20 protein-coding genes are annotated in these 24794 nt (G+C 37.6%); 9 read left to right on the forward strand and 11 right to left on the reverse strand.

From position 1 onward, the window contains the following. Positions 1-128: 128 nt before the first annotated feature. The 3 genes from BM143_RS19890 to BM143_RS19900 form a co-directional block, all read right to left on the reverse strand. Entirely contained in the window at positions 129-752 is a 624-nt protein-coding gene (locus BM143_RS19890) for a hypothetical protein (RefSeq protein WP_090026693.1), read from the reverse strand. A 295-nt stretch (positions 753-1047) separates the two neighbouring features. Further along, positions 1048-1452 (reverse strand): putative periplasmic lipoprotein, encoded by a 405-nt coding sequence (locus BM143_RS19895; RefSeq protein WP_090026696.1) that lies wholly within the window; start codon positions 1450-1452, stop codon positions 1048-1050. 174 nt (positions 1453-1626) lie between these two features. Then, positions 1627-2058, reverse strand: coding sequence for an SLATT domain-containing protein (locus BM143_RS19900; RefSeq protein WP_090026697.1), 432 nt, complete (start codon positions 2056-2058; stop codon positions 1627-1629). A 128-nt stretch (positions 2059-2186) separates the two neighbouring features. Here BM143_RS19900 and BM143_RS19905 point away from each other — a divergent pair, with 128 nt between their 5' ends. Continuing rightward, positions 2187-4721: a phosphoenolpyruvate carboxylase gene (locus BM143_RS19905; RefSeq protein WP_090026699.1), complete on the forward strand. Its 2535-nt coding sequence runs from the start codon at positions 2187-2189 to the stop codon at positions 4719-4721. 361 nt (positions 4722-5082) lie between these two features. Here the strand turns inward: BM143_RS19905 and BM143_RS19910 are convergent, their stop codons facing one another. After that, the gene (locus tag BM143_RS19910; RefSeq protein WP_090026701.1) at positions 5083-6687 is read right to left on the reverse strand and encodes a S8/S53 family peptidase; all 1605 of its coding nucleotides are present in this window, start codon (positions 6685-6687) and stop codon (positions 5083-5085) included. A gap of 86 nt (positions 6688-6773) precedes the next feature. On the opposite strand from BM143_RS19910, the gene BM143_RS19915 reads away from it, so the two are divergent. The 4 genes from BM143_RS19915 to BM143_RS19930 all read left to right on the forward strand — a co-directional run bounded on the left by BM143_RS19915 (position 6774) and on the right by BM143_RS19930 (position 9956). Then, positions 6774-7898, forward strand: coding sequence for a DegT/DnrJ/EryC1/StrS family aminotransferase (locus BM143_RS19915; RefSeq protein ID WP_090026704.1), 1125 nt, complete (start codon positions 6774-6776; stop codon positions 7896-7898). A gap of 1 nt (position 7899) precedes the next feature. Next, on the forward strand, positions 7900-8352 hold the full coding sequence (locus BM143_RS19920) for a hypothetical protein (protein WP_090026706.1): 453 nt from the start codon (positions 7900-7902) through the stop codon (positions 8350-8352). Between the two features lie 18 nt (positions 8353-8370). Further along, complete coding sequence (gene galE / locus BM143_RS19925; RefSeq protein WP_090026707.1) at positions 8371-9390, forward strand: UDP-glucose 4-epimerase GalE; 1020 nt, start codon at positions 8371-8373, stop codon at positions 9388-9390. A gap of 113 nt (positions 9391-9503) precedes the next feature. After that, the gene (locus BM143_RS19930; RefSeq protein ID WP_047448080.1) at positions 9504-9956 is read left to right on the forward strand and encodes an adenylyltransferase/cytidyltransferase family protein; all 453 of its coding nucleotides are present in this window, start codon (positions 9504-9506) and stop codon (positions 9954-9956) included. Positions 9957-10004: 48 nt separating this feature from the next. Here the strand turns inward: BM143_RS19930 and BM143_RS19935 are convergent, their stop codons facing one another. The 5 genes from BM143_RS19935 to pnuC form a co-directional block, all read right to left on the reverse strand. Beyond that, positions 10005-12560, reverse strand: coding sequence for a TonB-dependent receptor (locus BM143_RS19935; RefSeq protein ID WP_090026709.1), 2556 nt, complete (start codon positions 12558-12560; stop codon positions 10005-10007). 170 nt (positions 12561-12730) lie between these two features. Continuing rightward, a complete protein-coding gene (gene mltG, locus BM143_RS19940; protein WP_090026711.1) occupies positions 12731-13756 on the reverse strand; it encodes an endolytic transglycosylase MltG in 1026 nt (341 codons plus the stop codon). Between the two features lie 28 nt (positions 13757-13784). Further along, entirely contained in the window at positions 13785-14552 is a 768-nt protein-coding gene (gene dapF / locus BM143_RS19945; protein WP_090026713.1) for a diaminopimelate epimerase, read from the reverse strand. Between the two features lie 91 nt (positions 14553-14643). Continuing rightward, complete coding sequence (locus BM143_RS19950) at positions 14644-15309, reverse strand: hypothetical protein (RefSeq protein WP_090026983.1); 666 nt, start codon at positions 15307-15309, stop codon at positions 14644-14646. After that, positions 15306-15983, reverse strand: coding sequence for a nicotinamide riboside transporter PnuC (gene pnuC, locus BM143_RS19955; protein WP_090026715.1), 678 nt, complete (start codon positions 15981-15983; stop codon positions 15306-15308). Before pnuC ends, BM143_RS19950 begins: the two co-directional genes overlap by 4 nt. Positions 15984-16149: 166 nt before the next feature. On the opposite strand from pnuC, the gene BM143_RS19960 reads away from it, so the two are divergent. Then, positions 16150-17691 (forward strand): APC family permease, encoded by a 1542-nt coding sequence (locus tag BM143_RS19960; RefSeq protein ID WP_034726200.1) that lies wholly within the window; start codon positions 16150-16152, stop codon positions 17689-17691. Positions 17692-17745: 54 nt separating this feature from the next. Beyond that, positions 17746-18762, forward strand: a complete 1017-nt coding sequence (locus BM143_RS19965; RefSeq protein ID WP_090026717.1) for a WD40/YVTN/BNR-like repeat-containing protein — start codon at positions 17746-17748, stop codon at positions 18760-18762. 113 nt (positions 18763-18875) lie between these two features. On the opposite strand, the gene BM143_RS19970 is transcribed toward BM143_RS19965, so the two are convergent. Next, positions 18876-20165, reverse strand: a complete 1290-nt coding sequence (locus tag BM143_RS19970) for a C-type lectin-like domain-containing protein (RefSeq protein ID WP_090026720.1) — start codon at positions 20163-20165, stop codon at positions 18876-18878. Between the two features lie 535 nt (positions 20166-20700). Here BM143_RS19970 and hemN point away from each other — a divergent pair. Continuing rightward, a complete protein-coding gene (gene hemN, locus BM143_RS19975; RefSeq protein ID WP_090026722.1) occupies positions 20701-22059 on the forward strand; it encodes an oxygen-independent coproporphyrinogen III oxidase in 1359 nt (452 codons plus the stop codon). Positions 22060-22068: 9 nt separating this feature from the next. Continuing rightward, positions 22069-23274, forward strand: coding sequence for a glycosyltransferase family protein (locus tag BM143_RS19980; RefSeq protein WP_090026724.1), 1206 nt, complete (start codon positions 22069-22071; stop codon positions 23272-23274). A gap of 142 nt (positions 23275-23416) precedes the next feature. Here BM143_RS19980 and BM143_RS19985 read toward each other — a convergent pair whose 3' ends face one another. Continuing rightward, positions 23417-24787 carry a PQQ-dependent sugar dehydrogenase gene (locus BM143_RS19985; RefSeq protein ID WP_090026726.1) on the reverse strand — a complete coding sequence of 457 codons (1371 nt, stop codon included), beginning with the start codon at positions 24785-24787 and terminating at the stop codon, positions 23417-23419. Positions 24788-24794 lie beyond the last annotated feature (7 nt).

Raw genomic sequence — 24794 nt, forward strand, 5'->3', positions numbered from 1 at the left:
TTTTTCCTATTGCTTTTTCCAATGATTAATATTCCAAAGATATTTTAACTTTTTTAAGAGCGTTATCCTAATAAACAAACTTATCACATGGTTAATGGCTGAATTTTTTATCTTTTGAAGCAGCTCTTTTATTTGGAATCGGTTTGAAAAGAAGTATTACAGTTGTCACTTTTAAAATAAACCCCATTATTTTTAGATTCCAGTTTACCGTTCTTTCTGTTGATTTTTATAAAGAAAGATTCTCTGATTTCCGGGCAGCCTTTAGACTTTGAAAGGTATAGATTAATATGTCTGTCCTCAATTTTATATGAGCTGCCTGCTTTATCACCTGTGTCTACGGAAAAACCATACGTTTGAGCCAATAAAATAGCTTCCGGAAGATTATCAATTGTTCCGATAAAATCCCTCAACTGTTGTTCACTGGAAAAATAAACGGATCTTTCCTTTTTGCAGGCAAGAATGTATGAAAAACATCGGTTACCCATACATTTCTGGAAAAAACCTTTTTCAGGAAGAGGCTCATTGATGGTCATAAAATCCGGCATCTGGCTTTCATAGATCACCGCTTTTTCAGGATCAGTGTCATTGGTAAGGATTCTCCAGTAGCCATAGTCTTTATCGGGAACAATAAACGGATATAAATATTCCGTTGTATCCAGAATATCCGGAATCTTTCTGTAATCATCGGGAACCGTGGTCTGTGCAAAAAACAGACTGGATAAGATCAGGAAAGCGAAGGCGATGATTTTCATAAAGGAAGTGCTTTGGGCAAATTTACGAAAATGGATGAAGATTTCTTATTTTAAATGGATGTTTGAGAGACAGGAGTTCAAGTTTTGGGGTGAGAGAGTTTGAGCGTTTTTAGGGTTGGAGAGTATATGAGGTTCGTAGTAATTAAGTTAATGAGTTATTGTCTGATATCTGATATCTGGCATATTGTTTCTTAGCTCTTGACTAAAATCAAAGGACTATAATTTCAACCTTCTGCACAATCCCTAATAACAACAACCGACTACCTAATATCTGCCACCTGCTACCTAAAACTCTCTACTGCAGTACAATTTTATAATATCCTTTTTCATCCGTTACGTCAATATTTATACCCGTAAACGTTAATTTATTGATCTGATAGCCATCACAGCCACCTTTAAACTCAGAGGATTGTATCGAAAAATTAAAAGCTTTAACATTAGAAGTGAAAGAATAATTTTTTGTACCGTTATAAGCTCCCACATTTTCTAAAATGACCATGTCTTCAGATGTTTTGGTTAATTGTATTCCAACCTGATTTTCATCTTTAATAGAATACACAGTAAGGGTTCCGTTCGTGATGAGATTTTCATCATCGGCATTCACAAACTTAAAAGCTACCGTTTGAGGAGCATTATAACAGTCTTCACCACAAGCTGTTAAAGTGAAAGCTATTAAAAAAAAGATCAATATATTTTTCATTGGATTAATTTCTGTGAAAAGTAAAATTAATCATTAAACTGTTTGTATTCAAAATTGTTATGATATTGGATAAAAATAATTCCAAATTTCATTTATGGTTTAAGTTTTCGTAAGGATATATGTTAAATTCAATTGGCAGGATGTCCGTAGGGAATATTATTTTTTTAATCTTTCTCAATTATCGGCATCTGTATTGATGAGGTCTCTTGCATAAGAAGTAGCCTTTTGATATCTTCCCAAAAATGTTGCCCTAAATTCATTATCAATGTTTCCTTCTTTCATAAATTGATAGACAATCTCAGCCCTGATAGCTCTGAGCTCGAATAAAACAAGTTTATACGTGTTTTTCTTATTATCCACTTGAAATAAAGTGTCAAATGCCGTAACTGCGGTGGTTACAGCTCCAAGAATTAAAATAGTTTTAGGTTTACTGAGCTCTTCAATTTCTGATATTCCTGCCAAAACGGTGATGATTCCTGCCAAAACAATTTGAGTAATTCGGATCATATAAAACATCCAAATATAGTGATCAGCTTTTCTTGCCATCCTTTTTATTTCCTTTTGTATCTGAAGATAAAAAGGATCGGTTATAGAGTCTTCTTTCATGGTAAATAGTTTCAAATAAAGTTATTGAATTAATTCCAAGGAAGAATATTAAAATATTTGTTCCGGAGAACTCCGTTTTTTTGTCATTTGTCAATTCATTTAAAACCAAAATCCATTACATTTGTTATATGATACACGACCAACGAGCAGAAAAATTCAGGCAGATCGTGGAGAATAAGTTCCATATCTACAATTCATTATTTATGAGCCTGCCTTATGATAAAATGACCAATATCGGGATGCTTCTTCCGTTCCTTTATGAGGAAAGCCGAAACGGATATGAAGAAGGCAAAACCCCTGAGGGTATTGTCGAAGAATTCTTTAAAAACCATACCGATCTTCAAACGGAAGAGCAGAAACTTGAACTACTCTTTAAGATCATCCAGTACATCGAAAGACAGGTGGTTTTATTTGACAGTATTGAAGATGCTGCGTTCCCCAATCTTCACTCCGAAAGTGACAGCGGAACGGTGACCAATCTTTTTGAACGTTCATTTCAGGATCATAAGCTTGAAAAAGTGCGGGAAAAGCTGAAAGATTTCACCGTTAAAGTGGTGTTTACAGCACACCCGACTCAGTTTTATCCAAGCTCGGTACAGAGAATTATCCAGGACCTGCGTGGAGCGATTACCAGTGACTCCGTGACGCAGATCGATATGCTTTTACAGCAGTTGGGAAAAACTCCTTTTGTCAATAAAGAAAAACCTACTCCAATAGATGAGGCGCTTAGTATCATTTCCTATTTAAGATATGTGTATTATGATACGATCGGAGAATTGTTTACGAAGATCAGAAAGACTTTTGGAAACGGACATTTCCATCTGCATGAAGATATTATTCAACTTGGTTTCTGGCCGGGTGGAGACAGAGACGGAAATCCGTTTGTGACGGCCGATGTTACGAAAAGAGTAGCAGAGGAGCTTCGTTCCGCGATTTTGAAATCTTACTACAGTCATTTGAAATTTATCAGAAGAAGACTTAGTTTCAGGGGCGTTTCAGAGGTATTGACGGAATTGAGTGACGATTTGTATGGTGCTATATTTAACGGAAAGATAATCACAGCGGATGATATCCTGAAAAAAACGGATGAAGCAGAAAAAATTCTGGTGAATGAGCACAATTCTCTGTTCTTAGATCTTTTAGCCAATTTCAGAGACCGTGTGAAAATTTTCGGAACTCACTTTGCAACGCTGGATGTCCGTCAGGACAGCAGAATTCATCAGAAGGTAATTGATGAGGTTTTTGCAAAAGTATATGGAAGTGCAGAAGCTTCTGAAGAAGAAAAATTCAATAAACTTATTCAGCTTGGTGAAAAGGTAGATGCAGACCAGTTTGAAGATATCGTTAAAGATACCTTACTGACTGTTTCACAGGTTTCCGAGATTCAGGATCTGAACGGTCACAGAGGAATGAACCGTTATATTATTTCCAATTCCGATGCTGTAAAAGATGTCATGAATGTCTATGCATTTTTCAAAATCTGCGGTTATCAGGATGAAGAGATTAAGATGGATATCGTTCCCCTTTTTGAAACGATGGAAGGTTTGGCCAATTCTGAACATGTAATGAACGAGCTTTATCAGAATCCGGTGTATAAAAAGCATCTTGAAAGCAGAGGAAACCAACAGACGATTATGCTCGGTTTCTCAGACGGAACAAAAGATGGTGGATATCTGAAGGCGAATTGGGAAATTTATAAAGCTAAAGAGGTCTTAACTAAACTTTCCGTTCAAAATGGAATAAAAGTCGTATTCTTTGACGGCAGAGGCGGTCCACCGGCAAGAGGAGGAGGGAAAACACACGATTTCTACGCTTCACAAGGAAACACCATTGCCAACAATAAAATTGAGCTGACAATACAAGGACAGACGATTACCAGCATTTTCGGAATTAAAGAACAGGCCAAATACAATTTTGAGCAGCTTCTAACTGCCGGAGTGGAAAATGATGTCTTTAAAAATTCTAAAAAAGACCTTACAGAAAAAGAAAGAAAACTGATTGCAGAGCTGGCTGATATCAGTTATAAAAAATACTCAGATCTGAAAGCTCACCCTATGTTTGTCCCGTATCTTCAGGAAATGAGTACCCTGGAATATTATGGTAAAACAAATATCGGAAGCCGCCCGTCCAAAAGAGGAAACGGCAGTGAGTTGAAATTTGAAGATCTTAGAGCGATTCCGTTCGTGGGATCATGGTCGCAACTGAAGCAGAATGTTCCGGGATTTTTCGGATTCGGATTTGCCATGCAGCAGATGAAAGAACAAGGAAGGCTTGATGAGGTAAAAGAGCTGTATAAAGGTTCAGATTTCTTTAAAACCTTAGTGCTGAACTCGATGATGAGTATGAACAAATCCTATTTCCCGCTGACTTATTACATTAAAAACAATCCAAAGTTCGGCGCATTCTGGAATATATTGTTTGATGAATACACACTTTCAAGAGATATTATGCTTGAACTGACCGGATTCAAAATGTTGCAGGAGGAAGATCCGCTGTCCAGAAAATCGGTGAAGATTCGTGAGAAGATTGTGCTTCCACTGTTGAGTATTCAGCAGTATGCCCTGATGAAAATCCAGAAAGGAGAAGGAAATAAGGAAGCTTATGAAAAGCTGGTGACCAGATCGTTATTTGGAAATATTAATGCGAGCAGAAACTCAGCTTAATTGATGATAACAACGCCTTTCGATTGAGAGGCGTTTTTTTGTTTTAAACCTAAATTATACAAATGGATTCACCTATGAACACAATGATTTTGTGATACGGTTTTAGGTTTTGGCTGAAGCCATTTGATTGTTTATTAAAAGTGAAACGGGCTAAAGCCCGTTCCTATTGAATATTTTTTTACTGTTGAATTATAAAGTAAAATTAATCACAGATTGCACGGATTGGCACAGATGTTTGTGGTAATTAAATCTGCATTATCAGCTGAATCTGCGAGAAATTCTATTTTTAGAACACATAATTACGCATGAAAATTCGTGAAATTTGCGCTAAAATATTCGTGTTATTTGTGTTTAAAAAAAATTATTCTTTTAGAAATTTCTCATAGAAAACCTGGTCCTTCGTCTGAATTTTCAGATAATAGGTTCCTTTCGGGAAATCTTCCACTTTTATAGATTTGAGTCCGGTATTTTTTCTAATCAGTTTTCCTAAATTATCATAGACTTCCAGGGATTGTATGTCCCCTTCAGAAGCAATATTCAGAATATTTTTTACAGGATTCGGGAAGATGGCAAATTTTTCTTTTTTTACGATTTCAGAAGTATTCAACGTCTGATTATAAACATTTCCAAAGTTCAGGATACCATAGCCCATCTGGTCTGTATGAGCCGGATAGAGAGAAGCGGTCTGTCTCAGTTTTGTTCTCATCTGATCTCTGTTCATAGAAGGAAATGCCTGCATGAAACACGCTACACCACCTGCAGCTATTGGAGTGGCAATGGAAGTTCCATTAACGGAAGTCAATGTGCTGTTAGTAACCGTTGCAGAAGTTGTTCCCCTTGCGCTTGCATCAGGTTTTACTGCACCTAAGGAGTTCGGGCCATATGATGAAAATCCAGATGAATTTCCTGCAGAATCTACTGAACCTATTGTGAAAACTTTAGCATTGTCAGCCGGAGTCAGAAGGTAGTGCCATGGTTGCACACCGGAATTTCCTGCGGCCGAAAGAACAAATATTCCTTTATTAACGGCTATTTCAGCGGCTCTTGCAATGAAGGAAGTTGTCCCGTTCATATCGGAATAGGTATAGCTGTATCGGGTGTCATCAAAAGTATTGTATCCAAGAGAAGAGGTGATCATATCAACGCCCTTTCTGTCTGCTTCTTCAGCTGCTTCTATCCAGTACAATTCCTCTTCCGGAATTTCACCCACTGCATTTTCACTTCGGTAAAGATAAAAATCGGCATCGGGAGCGGATCCTACAAAAATATCTTTAATATAACCTCCTATAGCTCCCAGAACAGCAGATCCATGATTACTGATGGAAGTATCGTAGACATTATTTGTTTTGGTCACAAAATCATACACCGCTTTGATCTGATTATTGGTACGTATTCTTTCAAAAGCAGATCCTGTATTCACAAAGGGAAATCCGGCATCGATAACGGCAATCGAAATTCCTGTTCCTGTAAATCCTGCTAAATGAAGCGGTCTCACGTTGATCTGGTCGATTTGTGCGGAGCCTGAGCCATAATCAAAAACGGTAAGGTTTTTTTGGCTGGCAGAAGACATATTCCATTTGTCGTTGCCCGCTATTTTGGTAACGGTAGGATGAGTTTTAGCAAAACGGCCTACTGATGATACATAAGGTTGTGCCTGCAAAATGGTGATCTGTGCGGGAGTGGCGTTGACCGCCGCACCATTGAGCCATTTGGAATAATCGGTAACAGTAAAACCAAGATTCTGAAGGTTCTGAATATAGGACTGTTCGATGGGAGCATCCTGATCATTGAGCGGAATACCCAGCGAAGTACGTCTGCTAAGGGATTTTTGAGTCAGTTCTGAAAGCGGATTGGCGTAAAAAGCAGCTTTGTTCGGTTTGCCTGAAAAATAAACAAAAACAAGCTCTGTCTGCGCATTTACGGCGGAGTAACCCGTTAAAAGACAAAAGAGTAAAAGTTTTTTCATGAAGTTATTTTGTATAAAGATAAAACAAAATCAATAAAATTTTTGATAGGATTTTAAATTCCTTATTTTTACACAAATATTTATTTATGAAAAAAATTCAGATGGTTGACTTGCAAAGTCAGTATTACAAAATAAAGAATGATGTAGACAATGCAGTTTTAAATGTAATGGATTCTGCGGCTTTTATCAACGGCCCTGAGGTAAAGTCTTTCCAGAATGAATTGGAATCTTATTTAGATGTAAAGCATGTGATCCCGTGTGCAAACGGAACGGATGCTTTACAGATCGCGCTGATGGCTTTGGACCTGAAAGAAGGTGATGAAGTGATCACAGCCGATTTTACTTTTGCCGCTACAGTAGAAGTTATTCATTTGCTTAAACTGAAATCAGTGCTGGTAGATGTAGATTACGATACATTCACAATCTCTACAGAAGAAATTAAAAAAGCGATTACGCCTAGAACCAAAGCGATCATTCCTGTACATATTTTCGGACAGTGTGCGAATATGGAGGAAATCCTTAAAATTGCAGAGGAACACAACCTGTTTGTGATTGAAGACAATGCTCAGGCAATAGGTTCAGAGTATACATTCTCAGACGGAACCCAGAAGTATGCGGGAACCATGGCGACTGTGGGAACGACTTCATTTTTCCCTTCTAAAAATCTTGGATGCTATGGAGACGGAGGTGCCATTACCACCAACAATGATGAACTGGCACACCGTTTAAGAGGAATTGTAAACCATGGAATGTACGAAAGGTATTACCATGATGAGGTAGGGGTGAATTCAAGACTGGACAGCATTCAGGCTGCGGTTTTAAGAAAGAAACTTCCTCATTTGGATTCTTACAACGAAGCAAGAAGAAGAGCAGCAGATTATTATGACGAAGCTTTTGCAGATCTTGAAGAGGTCCTTACTCCAAAAAGATCAGAAAACTCTACCCACGTATTCCACCAGTATACACTAAGAATTCTGAACGGAAAACGTAACGAGCTTCAGAAGTTCCTTACAGAGAAAGAAATTCCGGCTATGATTTATTATCCTGTAGCATTGAGAAAGCAGAAAGCATATTACCAGGAAAGCAATGATGCAGACTTTGTGAATACGGACAAGCTTCTTGATCAGGTAATTTCCCTGCCAATGCATACTGAATTAGACGAAGAGCAGCTGAAGTATATTACGGATGCCGTGATTGAGTTTATGAAGTAGAATGAAAAAGAGGGTTTTCAAACATAAAATAGTAAAAGCTGTTGTTATAATATTCAACTTTCTTATGCTTTTAGTATTTGGTTTTGGAACTTTTGATATGTATAACCTTTTTGAAAGTGAAGACAGTACTACTTCCTTCGAAGAATATTTTGCACTTACATTGGGTTTACTAATTTGTTCGTTAAGCTGTATTAGTCTGATAATGGTTATAGCAGGTTCATCAAAAAGTATAAGAATCCTGAATATACTCTATGTTTTTTTTGTTATGATATTTCTATCATTAATAGTAATACCAGCTTTAGGTAACAATGAGAACGATACTTCATTATCAGAATATTTAATAGTTACCGGACTTATTTGTACTGTTTTGTTTTTAATTATACTTATAAACAAGTTTAAACATAAACAAATACAATATGAAAATATTGAAAACATAGGAAAACACACAGATTAAAAAAAATATAACAAAAAAATGGCAGTACTTGTTACGGGCGGGCTCGGATACATCGGTTCCCATACAGTAGTTGAGCTTCTTAACGATGGTTTTGAAGTGGTTATTGTAGACGATTTATCCAACTCAGAAAGATTTATTTTAAAGAATATCGAAGAGATTACGGGCAAAAAGCCGTTTTTTTATCCTTTCGATTTAAGACGCAGAGAACTCCTTACGCAGGTTTTTGATGCCCATCAGATCGAAGGATGTATCAATTTTGCAGCTTCCAAAGCAGTAGGAGAGAGCCAGGTAAAGCCGGTGGATTATTATGAAAATAATTTATTCACGCTGATTAATATTCTTCAGGAATTTAAAGAAAGAGGCCTCTCTAATTTTATATTCAGTTCTTCCTGTACTGTGTACGGACAGGCGGAAAAGATGCCGATTGATGAGAATACACCGCTGAAGCTTCCGGAAAGTGTTTACGGAAAGACCAAGCAGATGGGAGAACAGATTTTAACGGATTTTGCGAAAGCATACAACAGAAAAATCTCCCTTCTAAGGTATTTTAACCCGATTGGAGCTCATCCTTCAGGGAAACTGGGCGAACTTCCAATGGGAGTTCCCAACAACCTGGTTCCTTACGTGATGCAGACTGCGGCAGGAATCCGTGAGAAACTGAATATCTGGGGCGATGATTATGATACGGAAGACGGAACTCCGGTGCGTGATTATATTTATGTTGTGGATCTTGCCAAGGCTCATGTAAGCGCCCTGAAAAAGCTGATGCAGAGTAATGATGAAACCGTGATTGATATTTTTAACCTGGGAACAGGAAAAGGAGTATCGGTACTGGAAGTGGTGAAAGCTTTCGAAACGGCTAATGATGTGAAGGTTCCTTACCAGATCTGTGCAAGAAGAGAAGGTGATATTACGGTGGCTTATGCCGATGTCCGCAAAGCTGAAAAAGAGCTTCACTGGAAATCGGAGACCTCATTGGAGGAGTCCTTGAGAACAGTCTGGAAATGGCAGCTTTATCTGGATGCTCAGACCGTTTAAAAGAAGAACTTAAAAACAGATTATAAAACAAATTACAAAATCTTTTCCTTCAGTCTTCACTTTTTTAAAGGTAAAGAAATGGTGACTGTCACGGAATTTTAATTGAAATTAGTATGAAAACACAAAAAATAGGTATTACATTTTCCTCATTTGACCTGCTTCATGCGGGACACATCAAAATGCTTGAAGAAGCTAAAACAGTGTGCGATTATTTAATTGTAGGGCTTCAGATCGATCCGTCTCACGACCGTCCGAATAAAAACAAGCCGAGCCAGACCATTGTAGAAAGATACATCCAGTTAAAGGCCGTCAATGCCGTAGACGAGATCATTCCGTATTATACAGAAGAAGATCTGCAGGATATTTTAAAGTCTTTTGTGATCGATGTAAGGATCATTGGTGATGATTATATGGACAGAGACTTTACCGGTAAAAGGTATTGTGAAGAGAAAGGAATTGAGATCTTTTACAACAAAAGAGATCACAGGTTTTCCACCAGCGACCTTAGAAGAAGAATCTACGAAGCTGAAAAAGAAAAATTCGAACAGACTGAAACTGTAAAATAAAAAAAATCCCGAAAAATATTTTTCGGGATTTTTTTATGGGTAATAAGATTACATTGGCCCTTGTTGGTCGTCGCCAGATGCATTGGAGTTGATATCTTTTTTCCTTTTAGGCTGTTCTACTTTCTCACCCTGTTTGAATCTGTAGGTCAGAGAAACTGAGAACTGTCTCGGTTGCCACTGCATATAAGAATCTCTTACGCTATTGGCTGTATATGTTGTAGACCTCATTGCTCTTGTGTTAAAAATATCCTGAACATTAAATGCTAAAGTTCCATCCCCTTTCCAAATGGTTTTAGAAGCACCAAGACTGATGGCATACATGTCTTTTCTATCCTGATAAGCCGTTTTCTGGCCCCCTCTGTAGAATCCCTGTAGCTGGAAACTAAATGTTTTATCAACTTTAATGGTTGAAGAAAGTCTTGCTCTTGTTGAAAAACCTTTACCATTAAAATCAGCAACAGCCTGAATAGGACTACCATTTTTATCAAAGGTGTCATATAGCGTGCTTCCTTTTGTATTGTAACCAAAAACATCTACATTTCCTAAGAATTTCAACCAGCTTGTTGCATCCCAGTTGAAGTTTAAATCTAAACCGAAACGGTCATCCGTACCCAGGTTAATAGGTTTTGTATGAGATTCTATACGCTTTGGAGTAGCAATAACTCCATTTTCATCTGTAGCCAAAATATTGTACACTAGCATTTTTGTGTCATCAGTCTGATGTCTGTAATATAGCGTAGGGTTAATCGTAAATTTCTTTTTTGAAATGCTGTACCCAAATTCAAAAGAGTCTACGTATGATGGGTTAAGATCAATGTTTCCGTCAAAAATATTTTGGTTATCATTATAACTCGGGTTAGGAATCATAAAGAATGATCTTGGGCGGTCTATTCTTCTTGTGTAGTTTAATAGCAACTGATTATCCTTAGCGAATTCATAACTTAAATATACGCTTGGGAATAAGTTATTGTAATTTTTATTAGTTGCAGGTACATTTTTCTTGGGGTCAAGGCTTACGTAATTAATATCTACATTCGACAATTCATCTCTTACACCTACCTGATACCCTAATTTTCCGATTTTACTTTTGAATTGCAAATAAAAAGCATTAAAAGTCTCCTTATATGTTGCATCATAAGTGTATGGCTTAAGAAAATCTAACGGCTTTGTTGTAGTGCTCTCACGAACATCATTGCTATAATCATTGGTATTGATATCAATTCTGTATCCTGCTTCTAATTTTGAATATTCACCAATAGGCAACTCATAATCAGCCTTACCAATAACAGATCTGTTAGTGGTATGTTGATTAATGATATCTTTCAAATTATCAATAGTATCATCAATATTGGTATCGTTGTATGATCGGCTTCTCTGTACACTTAATGATAATGATAAATTTTGTCCTTTATCATCAAATTTATGATCTAAACCAAAATCACCTTGAAAAGCCAGGTTGTTGTTGGTTCCGAAAGTACTTCTGTTTGATGTATAAAAAGCATTTTTAAAAGGAGTATAGAGATAATCAATATTTCCAAAATTTTCACTGTCAAAAGTTCTTACGGTTCCGGATGCATTTACTGAGGTTTTTTCAGAAATGTCATAAACGATACCTGCAGAAGCGTTATAGTTGTTGTTTTTACTTTTAGTTTCAGAGTTCGTATTTCTTTGTATCAGATCATCATTTAATACGGCATTGTTAAAATAATCATCGTTTCTACTGGTATTTTTAGATTCTCTGTAACCACCTCCGCCATTTAGAAACCATGTAAAGTTTCCTTTTCTCCAGTTAAGGTTGGCGTTCAGATTGGTTTGAGGAAGATATCCCAAAGTTCCGATAACACTACCATTGAAACCGGTCTTCTTGGTTTTCTTTAAAATAATATTCAAAATACCCGCTGTACCACTTGCCTCAAATTTAGAAGAAGGATTCGTGATCACTTCAATTCTGTCGATCTGATCTGCAGGAATACTCTGAAGTGCATTGGCCCCATCATCTATTCCAAGAAGGGCAGATGGTTTTCCGTTGATCAGAAATCTTACATTCGAACTTCCTCTCATCGAAACAGTACCGTCAGTATCCACAGAAACAGAAGGAACGTTAGAAAGGACATCCTGAAGATTTCCTCCTTTACTTACAATATCCTGAGACGGGTCGTAAGTTCTTTTGTCAAGTTCTACTTTATAAGGTTTTGTAGAGGCTGCAGTAATGACTACTCCCTGGATTTCCTGTGTTTTACCATCCAGGCTGGTGGTTGCTTCCGGTTGTATAGATAAAGCACCGATGTTTCCTGCGCCTGCAATATTTTTAGTAATAGTGCTCTTCTTGTAGTCGATGGCTTCTACGGTGATATCATAGTTTCCAGGAGCTAATTCCAGTTTGTACTGTCCTTTTTCGTCGGTAAGTACAGCATCGCTTAATGCTTTGTTCACTTTGTTGCTGAACGTCACAGAAGCATAAGGAACCGGCTGGTTGTTTTTGTTGACAATCATTCCCGTAACGCCTGCTTTATCCTGGGCAAATGCCATTGCAGCTGCCGAAAGTACAAAAGTAAGTGCTAGCGTTTTTTTGGTGAAAATGTTGACAATTTCCGTCTGATTCATAAGGTATTGTTTGTGTAAAATCGTGAAAGTATAACTTATAACATTGTGAAATCATTAATTGGGTTGATTTTCAAAATATTATAATTTATGTATTATTTATAGATGTATAAGTCGTATGTAAGTGTTAAAAGTTAATTATCGTATTGTTAAATAAAAGTTAAATTAGTTTTCTATTTTATATTTTTTGAATTCAGCCAGTCCTGATACGCTTTTGCATTGATCGCATGCTCTTCTGCGCTGGCTGTAAATTTATGATAGCCGAACCTCGCCGGATCTGCACACATAAATATATAATTGTTGTTTTCTGCATTTAATACGGCATCTACAGAGTTTTTGTCTACTACACAAATAGGTCCCGGAGGAATTCCTTTATTAGCATAAGTATTATAAGGCGATGGAGTAGACAGGTGCTTGTAAAATACACGCTTGATCTGTTCCTTAAAATTAGTCTGCTTGTTGATGGCATAAATCACCGTTGGATCAGATTGAAGCTTCATTCCTTTTCTGTAACGGTTCAGGTATAATCCTGCAATCGTTTTCATTTCATCTTTTTTTCCTCCCGATTCTTTATAAACAATGGATGCCAAAGCATAGATCTGATCTCTGCTCAGACCCGACTGCTGTTCCTGATTCTTTCTGTCGCTCGTCCAGAACTCATTGTACTGCTCATCGAATTTTTTGAAAAACTCTCTCGGACTTACCGTCCAGAAGAAATTATAAGTATCGATGAAGAAGTATTTCTTTAAATCCTCTGCATTATTGTATCCTTTTTCTACGGCTATCTGATTCAGATCATTCACGAAGTGTAAAGAATCAAGTTCCGTTTTTTTCGTTACCTTCCCGATCATCTGATACATATCCCCGAAATCTCCGATTCTGAAGCTGTTTTCAGCCTGATTTCCGGCCTTGATCATATTCACAAGGTTGGTGTTGCCTGCTCCCGGTTGGAAATGGTAACGCCCCGGCTTGAAATACTGATCAAGATCTTTATCTTTGGCCACAGCCTCGAAAGCTTCTTTATCTTTTACATACGGGCCCACGGAGTCAAGGATCTGCTTAAAATCCGCTTTATGGGGAATTAAGACATAGCCATCCTTTTCTACGTTGTTGCCGTAATATTTATTATAAAATCTCAAACCAAAAAATCCTGCCGCTCCAAAAACGATAAGAGCGATAACGAGAACAGTTTTTTTCATTATTAAAAAGTTGATTAAAAGTTTGTTTTTAAATAAGATCTATTTTACCTCTAAAAACCTGCTTTGCCGGACCTTCCAACCAGATATTCTGAAAGGAATTTCCGTTTTTTTCAGCATGAACTTTAAGATCGCCACCTAAAGTTTTAACTTTTACAGAGATTAGATTGTGTTTTTGTAAAAAAGTTAAAGCAGAAGCTGTAACTCCTGTTCCGCAACTGAAAGTTTCGTCCTCAACGCCTCGTTCATAGGTTCTTACAAAAATTTCATCATCATTAAATTTTTCAACAAAATTCACATTGATGCCTTTTTCTTTATATTTTTCTGAATTTCTGATGCCGTTTCCTTCTGCAAAAACATTGTAATTCACCAGATCCTCCACATATCTTACATAATGGGGTGAGCCGGTATTCATCACGGTGTCTTCTCCGTCTTCGGAAATTGTATCTACATCAATCATCTTTAATTTGATGATCCCGTTATGAATCTCAGCTTCATGTTCTCCATCAGTAGCAATGAACTTACATTTATCTTCAAAAATATCCAGGAAGAAAGCAAAGGCCACAAGACATCTTCCGCCGTTTCCGCACATCGTACTTTCGCCGCCGTCAGAATTATAGTAGACCATTTTGAAATCGTAGTCGCCTTCATTCTCCAGAAGGATAAGACCATCTGCCCCGATTCCGAAACGTCTGTCACATAGTTTTTCAATAAGATCTTTTTCTTTGGGGAACTGCAGGTCACGGTTGTCTACCATCACAAAATCATTTCCAGTTCCCTGATATTTATAAAATTCCATATTATTTAGTGTAAAATTAACGAGCAAAATTAATATATTTAAAATGAAAAACGAACAGTGTTAGCTGTTCGTTTTCTTATTTATAATCGTTTTATCTAAATCCACCTCCGCTAGACTGCTGTCTCGTTGTACCGCTGTTTTGCTGAGTGTTGTTCTGGGAGCTTGAGCTTCCTCTGAACCCGCCGGAAGATTCCGTTCTGGTGCTGTTCTGGTTTTGGTTTTGGTTACTCGGTTGTGAGTTTCTGAAACCGCCAGTGTTCTGATTATTCTGTCTTCCCTGATTGTTCTGGTAAGTTCCGCCCGTTTGATTTCTGAAGCCTCCGTTGTTGCTTTGTGGTCTTTGGTTGTTGTTACCGTTATTGTAACTGCTGTTTGGATTTCTGAATCCGTTTCCATTGCTGTTACTGTTTCCGCTGCCTGTAGGCTCTCCTCTGAATCCGTTGTTCGGTCTTTGGGAAGTTATATTGGAATTGGATCTTCTTTCTACATAAACTTTTCTTCTGCTGTTCCCTGAATTATAGTAATAATAAGGAACACCACTATCATAATAATAATTGACGTCATTTCTATAATAGTAGCCGTCATTTCCATAATAACCGCCGTTTCCGTAATAACCGGACGGAGCATAATAATTTCCGTTGTTATAATATGGGTCTCCGTAACCACCATTGTTTGCATATCCGTCTGAATAAGCCAAACATGATGTCAGAGTACTAATAGCAACGATACTGAATGCTATTTTAAGTAAATTTTTCATGACTTTATTGTACTTTTTTCTTTTAAACTTTTTTTCCAATTGACGTATCCTAAGATAGCCATTATAGTAAATACCAAATATTGAACCGAAGTGATACCAAGCTCCTTAAAAATCATCATTGGGATACAAATAAAATCTCCGATGATCCAGAAAATCCAGTTCTCAATGCGCTGTCTGGCCATAAACCACATCCCCACTAAAAATATAGAAGTCGTGATCACGTCCAGCCAATTCGCCCAGTCAAGATGATACAATCCTAAATTCGTACCCTGCATAGAAAACTGATTATCTATATAAGGTTTGTGATAATAGATCAGTGTTACCAGTGCGAGACTTAATATAAAAAGAACGCCTGCGAACATTCTTTCTTTATTGGTAGCCCAGGAAACATCTACGTGAACATGGTCTTTAGAGTTTTTGGACCATAAGATCCATCCATAAACACTCATCGCCGTATAATACACATTGATCATACAGTCACCAAGCAGCCCGAAATTGAAAAGAATATAGACGTAGATCAGCGTAGAGATGATCCCTGTAGGGTAGACCCAAATATTCTTTTTAATTGAAAAATACACGCTCAAAATTCCGAAAACCGTACCAGAGGCTTCAAGCAGGATTTGTGCAGTACTGTAGCTTTCATACGGCTTTACAAAAAGATCATATAAATTCATGCGATCAAAAATAAACAAAAATTAACACTTTTGAAAATAAATTAAATAATGTGTAAATCAGTTTTTTAAATACGTTTGTTTAAAATAAATCACGAAAGTTTATCAATAAACGTTAAGGTTTGTAAAATTTTTATATTTTCGTAAATCTTTAATTAAATAAAAAAACATGTCTAAAATTTGGGTTAAGAAGCCAATGAGCGCTTATGAAGCTGATATCAAAAAGAGCCAGCTGAAACGCGTTCTGGGAAAATGGAGCCTTACTGCTATCGGAATCGGGGCAATCATTGGAGGAGGAATTTTTGTACTTACGGGAACGGGTGCTTATTATAATGCCGGGCCCGCACTGGCACTTTCATTTGTCATCGCAGGAATAGCCTGCGTATTTGCAGCTTTATGTTATGCAGAATTTGCTTCCATTCTTCCTGTAGAAGGATCAGCTTACGCTTACGCTTATGGAACGGTAGGAGAAATCTTCGCCTGGATCATAGGATGGGGGCTGATACTGGAATACGCTATGGGATCTATGACCGTCGCCGTCTCCTGGTCGGGATATTTTGCGAAACTCCTCAAAATGTTCGGACTGCATCTTCCTGCTTACCTTACCACAGATCCGCAGACTTATATTGCAGCAGGAAATTCAGGTTTCTCTATGAACCTACCTGCGTTTCTGATTGTTTTCTTCGTGATCTCAATCCTTGTAAGAGGAACAAAAGGAGCTGCTAAAGCTAATAATTTCATCGTAGTACTTAAGGTTTCCGCTATCATCTTCGTGATCATTGCAGGAGCTTTTATTATTTTAAACTCTGCTGAGCCATTTAAAAACTGGATTCCTTTCATTCCTGAGCCAACAACCATTACAGAAAACGGGGTCTCGCATTCTGCTTACGGTATTGCCGGAGTAGTGGCCGGAGCCTCTGCTATTTTCTTTGCTTATGTAGGTTTCGATGCTGTTTCCACTCAGGCGGGAGAAGCTATTAATCCTAAAAAAGACGTACCGTTTGCTATCATCGCTTCGCTGATCATCTGTACACTTTTATATATCCTAGTTTCTTTAGTGTTAACGGGAATGATGCATTATACAGACTTTAATCCGCTTGGAAAATATCCGGATGCTATTAAAGCTCCTGTAGCGTATGCATTTGATATTGCAGGATACGCGTGGGCAGGATACATTATCACCATTGCTGCCACTGTAGGATTAATTTCCGTATTGATGGTAATGATCATGGGACAATCAAGAATTTTCTTAGGAATGTCTAAAGACGGATTGATCCCTGCTACTTTTTCAAAAGTAAACCCTAAAACAGGAGTTCCTACAAAAAACCTTCTTATTTTAGGCGTTGTGATTGCTATTGTAGCTTCGCTTACTCCTATTAATGATCTTGCACACATGACCAGTTTCGGAACCCTGTTCGCGTTTACCATGGTGTGTGTAGCAGTTTGGGTATTGAGAGTAAAAGAACCTGCTTTACAGAGGAACTTTAAAGTTCCGGCTTTACCGCTTATTGCCTGTTTAGGTATCGCGATTAACGTTTATCTGATCTTTAACCTGAGCAAAGAAGCACAGATGTATTCTTTCGCATGGCTGATCATTGGATTCTTTGTATACTTCCTGTACAGTAAAAAGCACTCTAAACTTCAGAACGGAGGGTATGGAGAAACTTTCAAAGCAGAACAGGAGCCTTTGGAAAAACATGATTTAGATTAAAAAACATACAATCAAAATCCGCAGATTACTGCGGATTTTTTATTTTTGTCTTATATGAAAAAGCTCATCCTCATTGTATTTTCCTTTCTGGGAATTTTTACATTTTCTCAACACATCGAAAGTTTTGAGACAATTCTTAATGATAAAATAAGCATCCGTGCTCTGGAAGTTGATGGCGGAAAAGTCTGGTACAGTGGAACAGATTCTAAGTTCGGGTTTGTTGATCTGAAGAATGTCAAAAATCAGAAACAGATCAGATTATCTGAAAAGAAGCTTCAGTTCAGAACGCTGGCGCAGGATAAAAACTCTTTTTATGCAATCAATATTGAGAGTCCTGCTTATTTTTTTAAGATTGATAAAAAAAGTCTAAAATCGGAAACTGTGTTTACAGATACGGTGAAAACTGCTTTTTATGATGCTCTTCATTTTGTAAATAATAAGCTGGCCTATACCTTCAGTGATGCAGATAAGGATAATATGCTCAAGCTGGCCGTCTACAGAGATGGTCAATGGGGGATGTTCAAAAACAAGCTACAGTTGAATAGTGGTGAAGCCGCATTTGCAGCAAGTAATACCAATATCGCTTCCACAAAAAAATATCTGTGGGTTGCCACAGGAGGGAAATCTTCACGAATTTTAAGATTAAATTTTAAAACGGAAGAAATTGAAACATTCAACACGCCTTTTATTCAGGGAGAATCTTCGCAGGGAATGTATTCAATAGATTTTTATGATGACAGCTTTGGAGTTGCAGTAGGCGGAGATTATACCAAACAGGACGCCAATATCAATAATATTGCTACGACCAATGATGGTGGCGAAAGCTGGCAGATTCAGGCATCCGGACAGAATGCAGGCTACACTACGTGTGTAAAAATTAAACCCGGCTCTATGGGTAAGGAAATGATTTCAGTAGGAGATCAGCACATCAGCTATTCTTCTGATTCCGGGAAAACATGGAAGAAAATTTCTGATGAAAAAGGATTCTTTGTTTGCAGTTGGGTCAATGGAAATACAGTTGTTTTCACAGGAAAAGACAGGATTTCTGTGATGAAATTAAAATTTAACTAATTACATACAACTTAAGTCATCTAAATAATAAGATCAGGTAATTCGAAGAAATTACCTGATCTTATTATTTTTTGTGACTATTAAAGTTCTTTCAGTACCCTATAATTTTTTGTTTATTGTTGGAATTCTACAATAAATCCTCCGCCGGTAGTTATTGATCCAGTATTTGATGGGACATCATTCCAGGGATGGGTAGTCGTGTAAGAGTTGAAAGTGACGGTCAGATTAGCATTTTTAGACTGGAAATGGACAAACCCTTCACTGTTTGAAGAGTTGTCAGGCTGAGATGGGGAAAACCAGTTTTGTTTTCTCACGGCTGTTGTGCCGCCATATGAGTAATCATGAAGAGGCTGTTCGCCGGTAATCCATTTCATTTCAGGGTTAGGAGTAAGAGCTGTTCCAGCCAGCCAGTCGAACTTACAAAAGCCTATCCATCCCCCATTGGTATTAAATATGGCTTTAGGAGTCAGCAGCTGACCTTCTACATGTTTCCATTCATTATCTGAAGTGAAAGAGGCAAGGTATCCACCCATATTTTTGGATGCAGTATACGCCTGATACCAGGTAATAGCAGCAGCAGTGCTATAAGCTGCATAGCTGTGCCCGTTGAAGGTTGTGATTCCTTGCAGCGTGGCGGTAGTGGTTCCTAGTGCGAGAGAAGCAGGAGCACTTGTGGCAGCAGTAGAGGTATTACTTGGAACATATCCTAAAACATTAGGATCTACGATAGTTGTTACGCTTAAGCTTTTACTCACATCTTTCCAGGTTGCTGTTCCGTTGTCATCGGAGCCTAGAAACTTACCTTCCTTTTGAGTGCCATCCTTAATCTGTATAGCTCCCGCGGTTGTTCCGTTATTTATAATCACTTTAGCGGATGTGCCGCCTGCAGGTACAGTAAGGGTACCTAACAATACCTGCTGGTTGGTGTTCATACGCATTACCTCTTTTTTATTGGATACCAGCACCAGATCATTGGTATCTTTAGTTCCGATAAAATTGTTATTGGCATCCGTTCCTATGGCAGATGTACTGGCTGTAGTTCCTGTATTACCATTGAGCCCCCAGTTGGTAACAGTAGTTGAGGATACTATTTTTTGCCAGATGTTTCCGTCAAAGTAATAATACCCTTCGGAACTGATATTGGCTGTTTTGGTACTTGTCACTCCTACAGGGGCTGTAGCATAGATAATAGTGCCTTTCTGATCAGCTCCGTACAGGTTGTCGGCAGCTTTTATCTGGTTTCCGGTAAGACGTGGAGGAATAAGCCCTTCAGCGGTTGTTCCGTCTGTCTTTTTTGCGGTAATATCCAGAGTAGCTTTAGGAATTTGATTGTTGATTCCAATTTGAGAATAAAGACCTGCTGAAAATAAAACAGGAATTATCAAAAATAATCTTTTTTTCATTACTTATTTATTTAAATATTACTTGTGTTTTTGAGGGAGATTTTAATTTTAATTGAGCGAAACTAGGAACAATTGCAATAATTTCAACTTTTATAGCGTTATTTTCTTGTTAACAAAAAATAATATTTTCGGGAAAATATATTAACATTTTTAGTTTTAAGTAATTGAATATCATTAAATTATTATCGTAATGTGTTAATATTATTAGGTGTTGTTATTTTTTATAAACATAATTTTTTCAATAGTTAGCTACTTAATTTTAGGATTATTTATCAGAATTAAATATTTTTTTTTGATTGTTTTCTGGCTTAAATCATAATAACTATTCAGGTGTAAGACCTTTGAATTAAAATTTAAATCTTAGATATAGAATTTATCATTCTTGGAGAAATTCCAGTAACCACCGTATTTAGACTCATTATAAAATACAGCCTAATATATTTCATGGTTTAAAATTCATAACTAATGGTTAATTTTGCAGGATGAAATTGATTTAGTCTTAATTTCATGATCTGATAATATTTTAAATTTTGAAATGAATTCTTTAATAGATAAGTATAATATTCCCGGACCACGTTACACGTCTTATCCCACTGTTCCTTACTGGGACGAATCAACATTTTCGCCCGAAAAGTGGAGGGAGACGGTGATCAGGTCTTTTCATGAGAGCAATGCAGAGGAGGGAATTTCTATTTATATTCACCTGCCTTTCTGCGAGGCACTGTGTACGTTCTGTGCGTGTCATAAGCGTATTACCAAACAGCATAGCGTTGAAATTCCATATTTAGAAAGTGTTTTGAAAGAGTGGAAACTCTATCTTGAGCTTTTTGAAGAGAAACCGAAATTGAAAGAACTTCATCTCGGAGGCGGTACGCCTACATTTTTTTCACCTAAAAACTTAAAAACCTTATTGGAAGGGATTTTTGAATCGGTGGAAATTGCAGAACATCCTGAGTTTTCTTTTGAAGGACACCCGAATAATACAACCAGAGACCATCTTCAGACCTTATATGACCTTGGATTCAGACGAGTGAGTTTTGGAGTTCAGGATTATGATCCTAAAGTTCAGAAAGCGATCAACAGAATTCAGCCCTTTGAAAATGTGAAAAATGTAACGGAATGGGCTAAGGAAATAGGGTACAGCGGAATCAGTCATGATCTGGTATTCGGGCTTCCACATCAATCATGGGAGGCTATGGAGCATACGATCAGAAAAACAATGGAGCTGAAGCCGGATAGATTGGCGTTCTATTCCTATGCACACGTTCCGTGGGTAAAAGGAGTGGGGCAGAGAGGTTTCGACGAAAACGACCTTCCAAGCGGTGAAGAAAAACGCCGTTTATATGAAGACGGTAAAAAACTACTTCAGGATTTAGGATATATTGAAGTAGGAATGGATCATTTTTCTCTGGAACATGATGATCTGTATCAATCTCTTATTCAGAAAAAACTGCACAGGAACTTTATGGGCTATACTTCAAGCAATACCCAATTGATGGTTGGCCTTGGAATGTCTGCCATTTCAGATTCCTGGTATGCTTTTGCCCAGAATGTGAAAACGGTGGAAGAATATCAGAAGATGGTTGAAGAAGGCCATATTCCGGTAGTGAAAGGTCATATTCTGGATCAGGAAGATCTTACCGTGAGAAGACATATTCTGAATCTGATGTGCCAGCTTGAAACCACCTTTACAGATAAAAATTCGTTCCCTGAACTTGAGAATGCATTTGATATGTTGGAAGAAATGGAGAAGGATGAATTGGTGGAGATTTACGATAATCAGATTAAGATCACGGAAAAAGGAAGAGCATTTACGAGAAACGTGGCGATGGTATTTGACCTCAGAATGATGAGAAACAAACCTGAAACGAGAATTTTCTCTATGACCATATAGAAATAGAATATGAACCGGAAGTTTCTGATTGTTTTTCTATATGTTTACACCCTGGCCTTTAGTGTCATCAAGACCATAAGGCTTCCTAACGAATGGTCTGAAGCCCACTGGCTGATGGATTACCGGTTCGGATTTATAAAAAGAGGACTGGCCGGGGAAATTTTCGGTTTCTTTTTTGAGAAAAGCATACTTCACATCCAGATCCTGTCCGGAGGTATTTTATTGCTTCTGTATGTGGCATTAATCATTATTTCCGTCCGTAATACCCTGCAGAAATACAGCATCAGGAAAGTTTTGTTCTATCTGGTCTTTTTTCTTTCGCAATATGTTGTGCTCTCGGCACATCTTATTGGGTATCTTGATCATTTGATCTTCCTTCTGACGATACTGGCGGTTTATTTAATCAGGAATAAAAAAGTTTTTCTGGCTTCGCTGCTGACCGTATTTGCAGTAATAATCCATGAGATATCATTTTTTCTGATGGTTCCTGTCTGTCTCTTTGCGCTTCTGGTGTATGAAATGCCCGGTAAAACATTGGTTTTTTCATCGGAACTATTTAAAAAAGCAGGTCTGTTCCTGTTGTTACCCGTAGTAGCTACGCTTTCCGTATCTTTTTATCAGGAATTGTATGGGAAGGAAAATGATCAGCTTATCCTTCATTATCTTGAGCATACAGGTTTTATAAGCCGAAAAGTTGCAGTGATGATTTCCTCAGCCTATACAGAAAGTTTTGGAACCTATCTCAAAGAGCAGAGCCCATTTTTTGCTGAAAGAATGTTTCTGTCTAAAAATACGATAAAATTCGGCCTTCCCATTTTGTTTATGATCTATCTTGCAGGCAGGCAGTTCAGAAAAGTCAATAAATATATTCTTATACTTCTGGTCGCTGTATCTTTATTTCCGCTTCTGCTTCACGCCATAGCATGGGATACGTTCAGGATATGGGCATTTCCTTTTATGATTCTTTTTCTAGGATTTTGGGTGTTAAGCAATAGGTTTTCCGATATAGAAATTTCGGATGAACGTCTCTCCTGGTTTGAAATTTTAATCTTTGTGATTTCAGTTGTGCTTGTAGGCTTTTTTCAGAATACTCTTTTTGAAAATGAAATGGAAAGATTATCGAATCTTGAAAGAGTTGTTTTACTGATTCCAGTATTTTTGGCAACAGGGTTTCTTTATTTTAAAAAAGCCCCAATAAAAAATATTGAGGCTTAGAATTTTTGTTTAATTGAGAATAAAGAATCAAGATATCAGATTTCAGACATCATACGCTGAATTTATTAACTTAATTACTGCTAACTAGCAACCAACAACTGACAATATTCTCAAAATCAATAACTCTCAACTCTTAATCAGACTATTTAATGATCAGTTTCTGGCTGTAGGATTTCATATCTCCCGATTTTATCATCAGGTAATAAGCTCCCGGAGGAATTCCTGTAATATCAATACTGCCGTCATTTTCAATTTTAGCTTTCTCTAAAACGATTTTTCCTTCTGTACTGGTCAGGTCTACAGTGCTGTTTTTATCTGTAAGTCCTTCAATGAATACTTTCTCAGAAGCCGGATTAGGATGAATACTTATAGGATTGAATTCAGAAGTTTCACCTGTTCCTAAAGTTCCGGTAGTGATTTTAAATATTTTTCCGCTGGTCACAGCTGCTACAAACAGTTCTTTCTGGGAATTCTGCCCGAACGTAGAAAAATTATTTCCTGAACTGGCAGGTCCCCAAACGATAGAATTATCCGCATTCAATATTCCGATCTGGGTAGAACAGTAATCGGCAAAGATATATTTCCCCTGAAGTGCAGGATATTGAGTTCCTCTGTACACATAACCACCGGTGATAGAACATTTGCCACCGGAGTGATTGTACACTGCTACTGGGAATGTCATGGTAGACATGGCTGCACATCCTGCGGTATTATAAGCATTGTTACCTTCATAGCAGCGCCATCCGTAATTGATTCCTGCCTGTGTGATCGGCATTCTATTAATTTCTTCAATTTGTCCCTGACCAACATCAGCAATCATAACATTTCCTGTGGTGGTGTCAAATGAAAATTTCCATGCATTTCTAAGTCCGTAAGACCAGATTTCGTCAGCTCCTGTAACTAAAGTTCCTGCAAAAGGATTTCCGGGAGGAATATTATATGGTCCTGTGGCATTCACGTCTATTCTTAACATTTTTCCCAGAAGTGAATTGATGTTTTGGGAATTATTGTTAGGATCACCGCCGCTTCCACCATCTCCTGTTACTACCCAAAGATTTCCGTCGGGTGCAAAATGAATACTTCCGCCATTGTGGTTGTCAAAAGGTTTTGGAATATTCAGAAGAATCTTTTCAGTCGTAGGATCTGCGAGGTCGGGATTTGTAGGATTGACTGAATATCTCGCAACGATAATATTTCCTGCTGTGTTGTTATAATACACAAAGAAATATCCGTTGGTTGCATATTGGGGATGGAAAGCAAGACCCAGAAGTCCCCGTTCTCCTCCATAAAGAACCTTGGAGCTGATGTTCATAAAATCAGCACTGTTGATCGTTCCGTTGGGCTGGATGATCTTGATGATTCCGTCCTGTTGTACGACGAACAGGCGGGTGTCATTGGCATTCGTAATCTCAACGGGACTGGTAAGCCCGGACGCAAATTCTACTAAATTAATGCTTTGAGAATTAGCAATTAAAGAAGAAATGATGCAAAAGGTAAAAAATAGTTTTTTCATAATATTT

The sequence above is a fragment of the Chryseobacterium oleae genome (assembly GCF_900115055.1).
Classification (GTDB): Bacteria; Bacteroidota; Bacteroidia; order Flavobacteriales; family Weeksellaceae; genus Chryseobacterium; species Chryseobacterium oleae.

Bases quoted from the DNA above. Each gene is read 5' to 3' on its own strand.
- BM143_RS19890 (WP_090026693.1), bottom strand. From the start codon at position 752: ATGAAAATCATCGCCTTCGCTTTCCTGATCTTATCCAGTCTGTTTTTT.
- BM143_RS19895 (WP_090026696.1), bottom strand. From the start codon at position 1,452: ATGAAAAATATATTGATCTTTTTTTTAATAGCTTTCACTTTAACAGCT.
- BM143_RS19900 (WP_090026697.1), bottom strand. From the start codon at position 2,058: ATGAAAGAAGACTCTATAACCGATCCTTTTTATCTTCAGATACAAAAG.
- BM143_RS19905 (WP_090026699.1), top strand. From the start codon at position 2,187: ATGATACACGACCAACGAGCAGAAAAATTCAGGCAGATCGTGGAGAAT.
- BM143_RS19910 (WP_090026701.1), bottom strand. From the start codon at position 6,687: ATGAAAAAACTTTTACTCTTTTGTCTTTTAACGGGTTACTCCGCCGTA.
- BM143_RS19915 (WP_090026704.1), top strand. From the start codon at position 6,774: ATGAAAAAAATTCAGATGGTTGACTTGCAAAGTCAGTATTACAAAATA.
- BM143_RS19920 (WP_090026706.1), top strand. From the start codon at position 7,900: ATGAAAAAGAGGGTTTTCAAACATAAAATAGTAAAAGCTGTTGTTATA.
- galE (WP_090026707.1), top strand. From the start codon at position 8,371: ATGGCAGTACTTGTTACGGGCGGGCTCGGATACATCGGTTCCCATACA.
- BM143_RS19930 (WP_047448080.1), top strand. From the start codon at position 9,504: ATGAAAACACAAAAAATAGGTATTACATTTTCCTCATTTGACCTGCTT.
- BM143_RS19935 (WP_090026709.1), bottom strand. From the start codon at position 12,560: ATGAATCAGACGGAAATTGTCAACATTTTCACCAAAAAAACGCTAGCA.
- mltG (WP_090026711.1), bottom strand. From the start codon at position 13,756: ATGAAAAAAACTGTTCTCGTTATCGCTCTTATCGTTTTTGGAGCGGCA.
- dapF (WP_090026713.1), bottom strand. From the start codon at position 14,552: ATGGAATTTTATAAATATCAGGGAACTGGAAATGATTTTGTGATGGTA.
- BM143_RS19950 (WP_090026983.1), bottom strand. From the start codon at position 15,309: ATGAAAAATTTACTTAAAATAGCATTCAGTATCGTTGCTATTAGTACT.
- pnuC (WP_090026715.1), bottom strand. From the start codon at position 15,983: ATGAATTTATATGATCTTTTTGTAAAGCCGTATGAAAGCTACAGTACT.
- BM143_RS19960 (WP_034726200.1), top strand. From the start codon at position 16,150: ATGTCTAAAATTTGGGTTAAGAAGCCAATGAGCGCTTATGAAGCTGAT.
- BM143_RS19965 (WP_090026717.1), top strand. From the start codon at position 17,746: ATGAAAAAGCTCATCCTCATTGTATTTTCCTTTCTGGGAATTTTTACA.
- BM143_RS19970 (WP_090026720.1), bottom strand. From the start codon at position 20,165: ATGAAAAAAAGATTATTTTTGATAATTCCTGTTTTATTTTCAGCAGGT.
- hemN (WP_090026722.1), top strand. From the start codon at position 20,701: ATGAATTCTTTAATAGATAAGTATAATATTCCCGGACCACGTTACACG.
- BM143_RS19980 (WP_090026724.1), top strand. From the start codon at position 22,069: ATGAACCGGAAGTTTCTGATTGTTTTTCTATATGTTTACACCCTGGCC.
- BM143_RS19985 (WP_090026726.1), bottom strand. From the start codon at position 24,787: ATGAAAAAACTATTTTTTACCTTTTGCATCATTTCTTCTTTAATTGCT.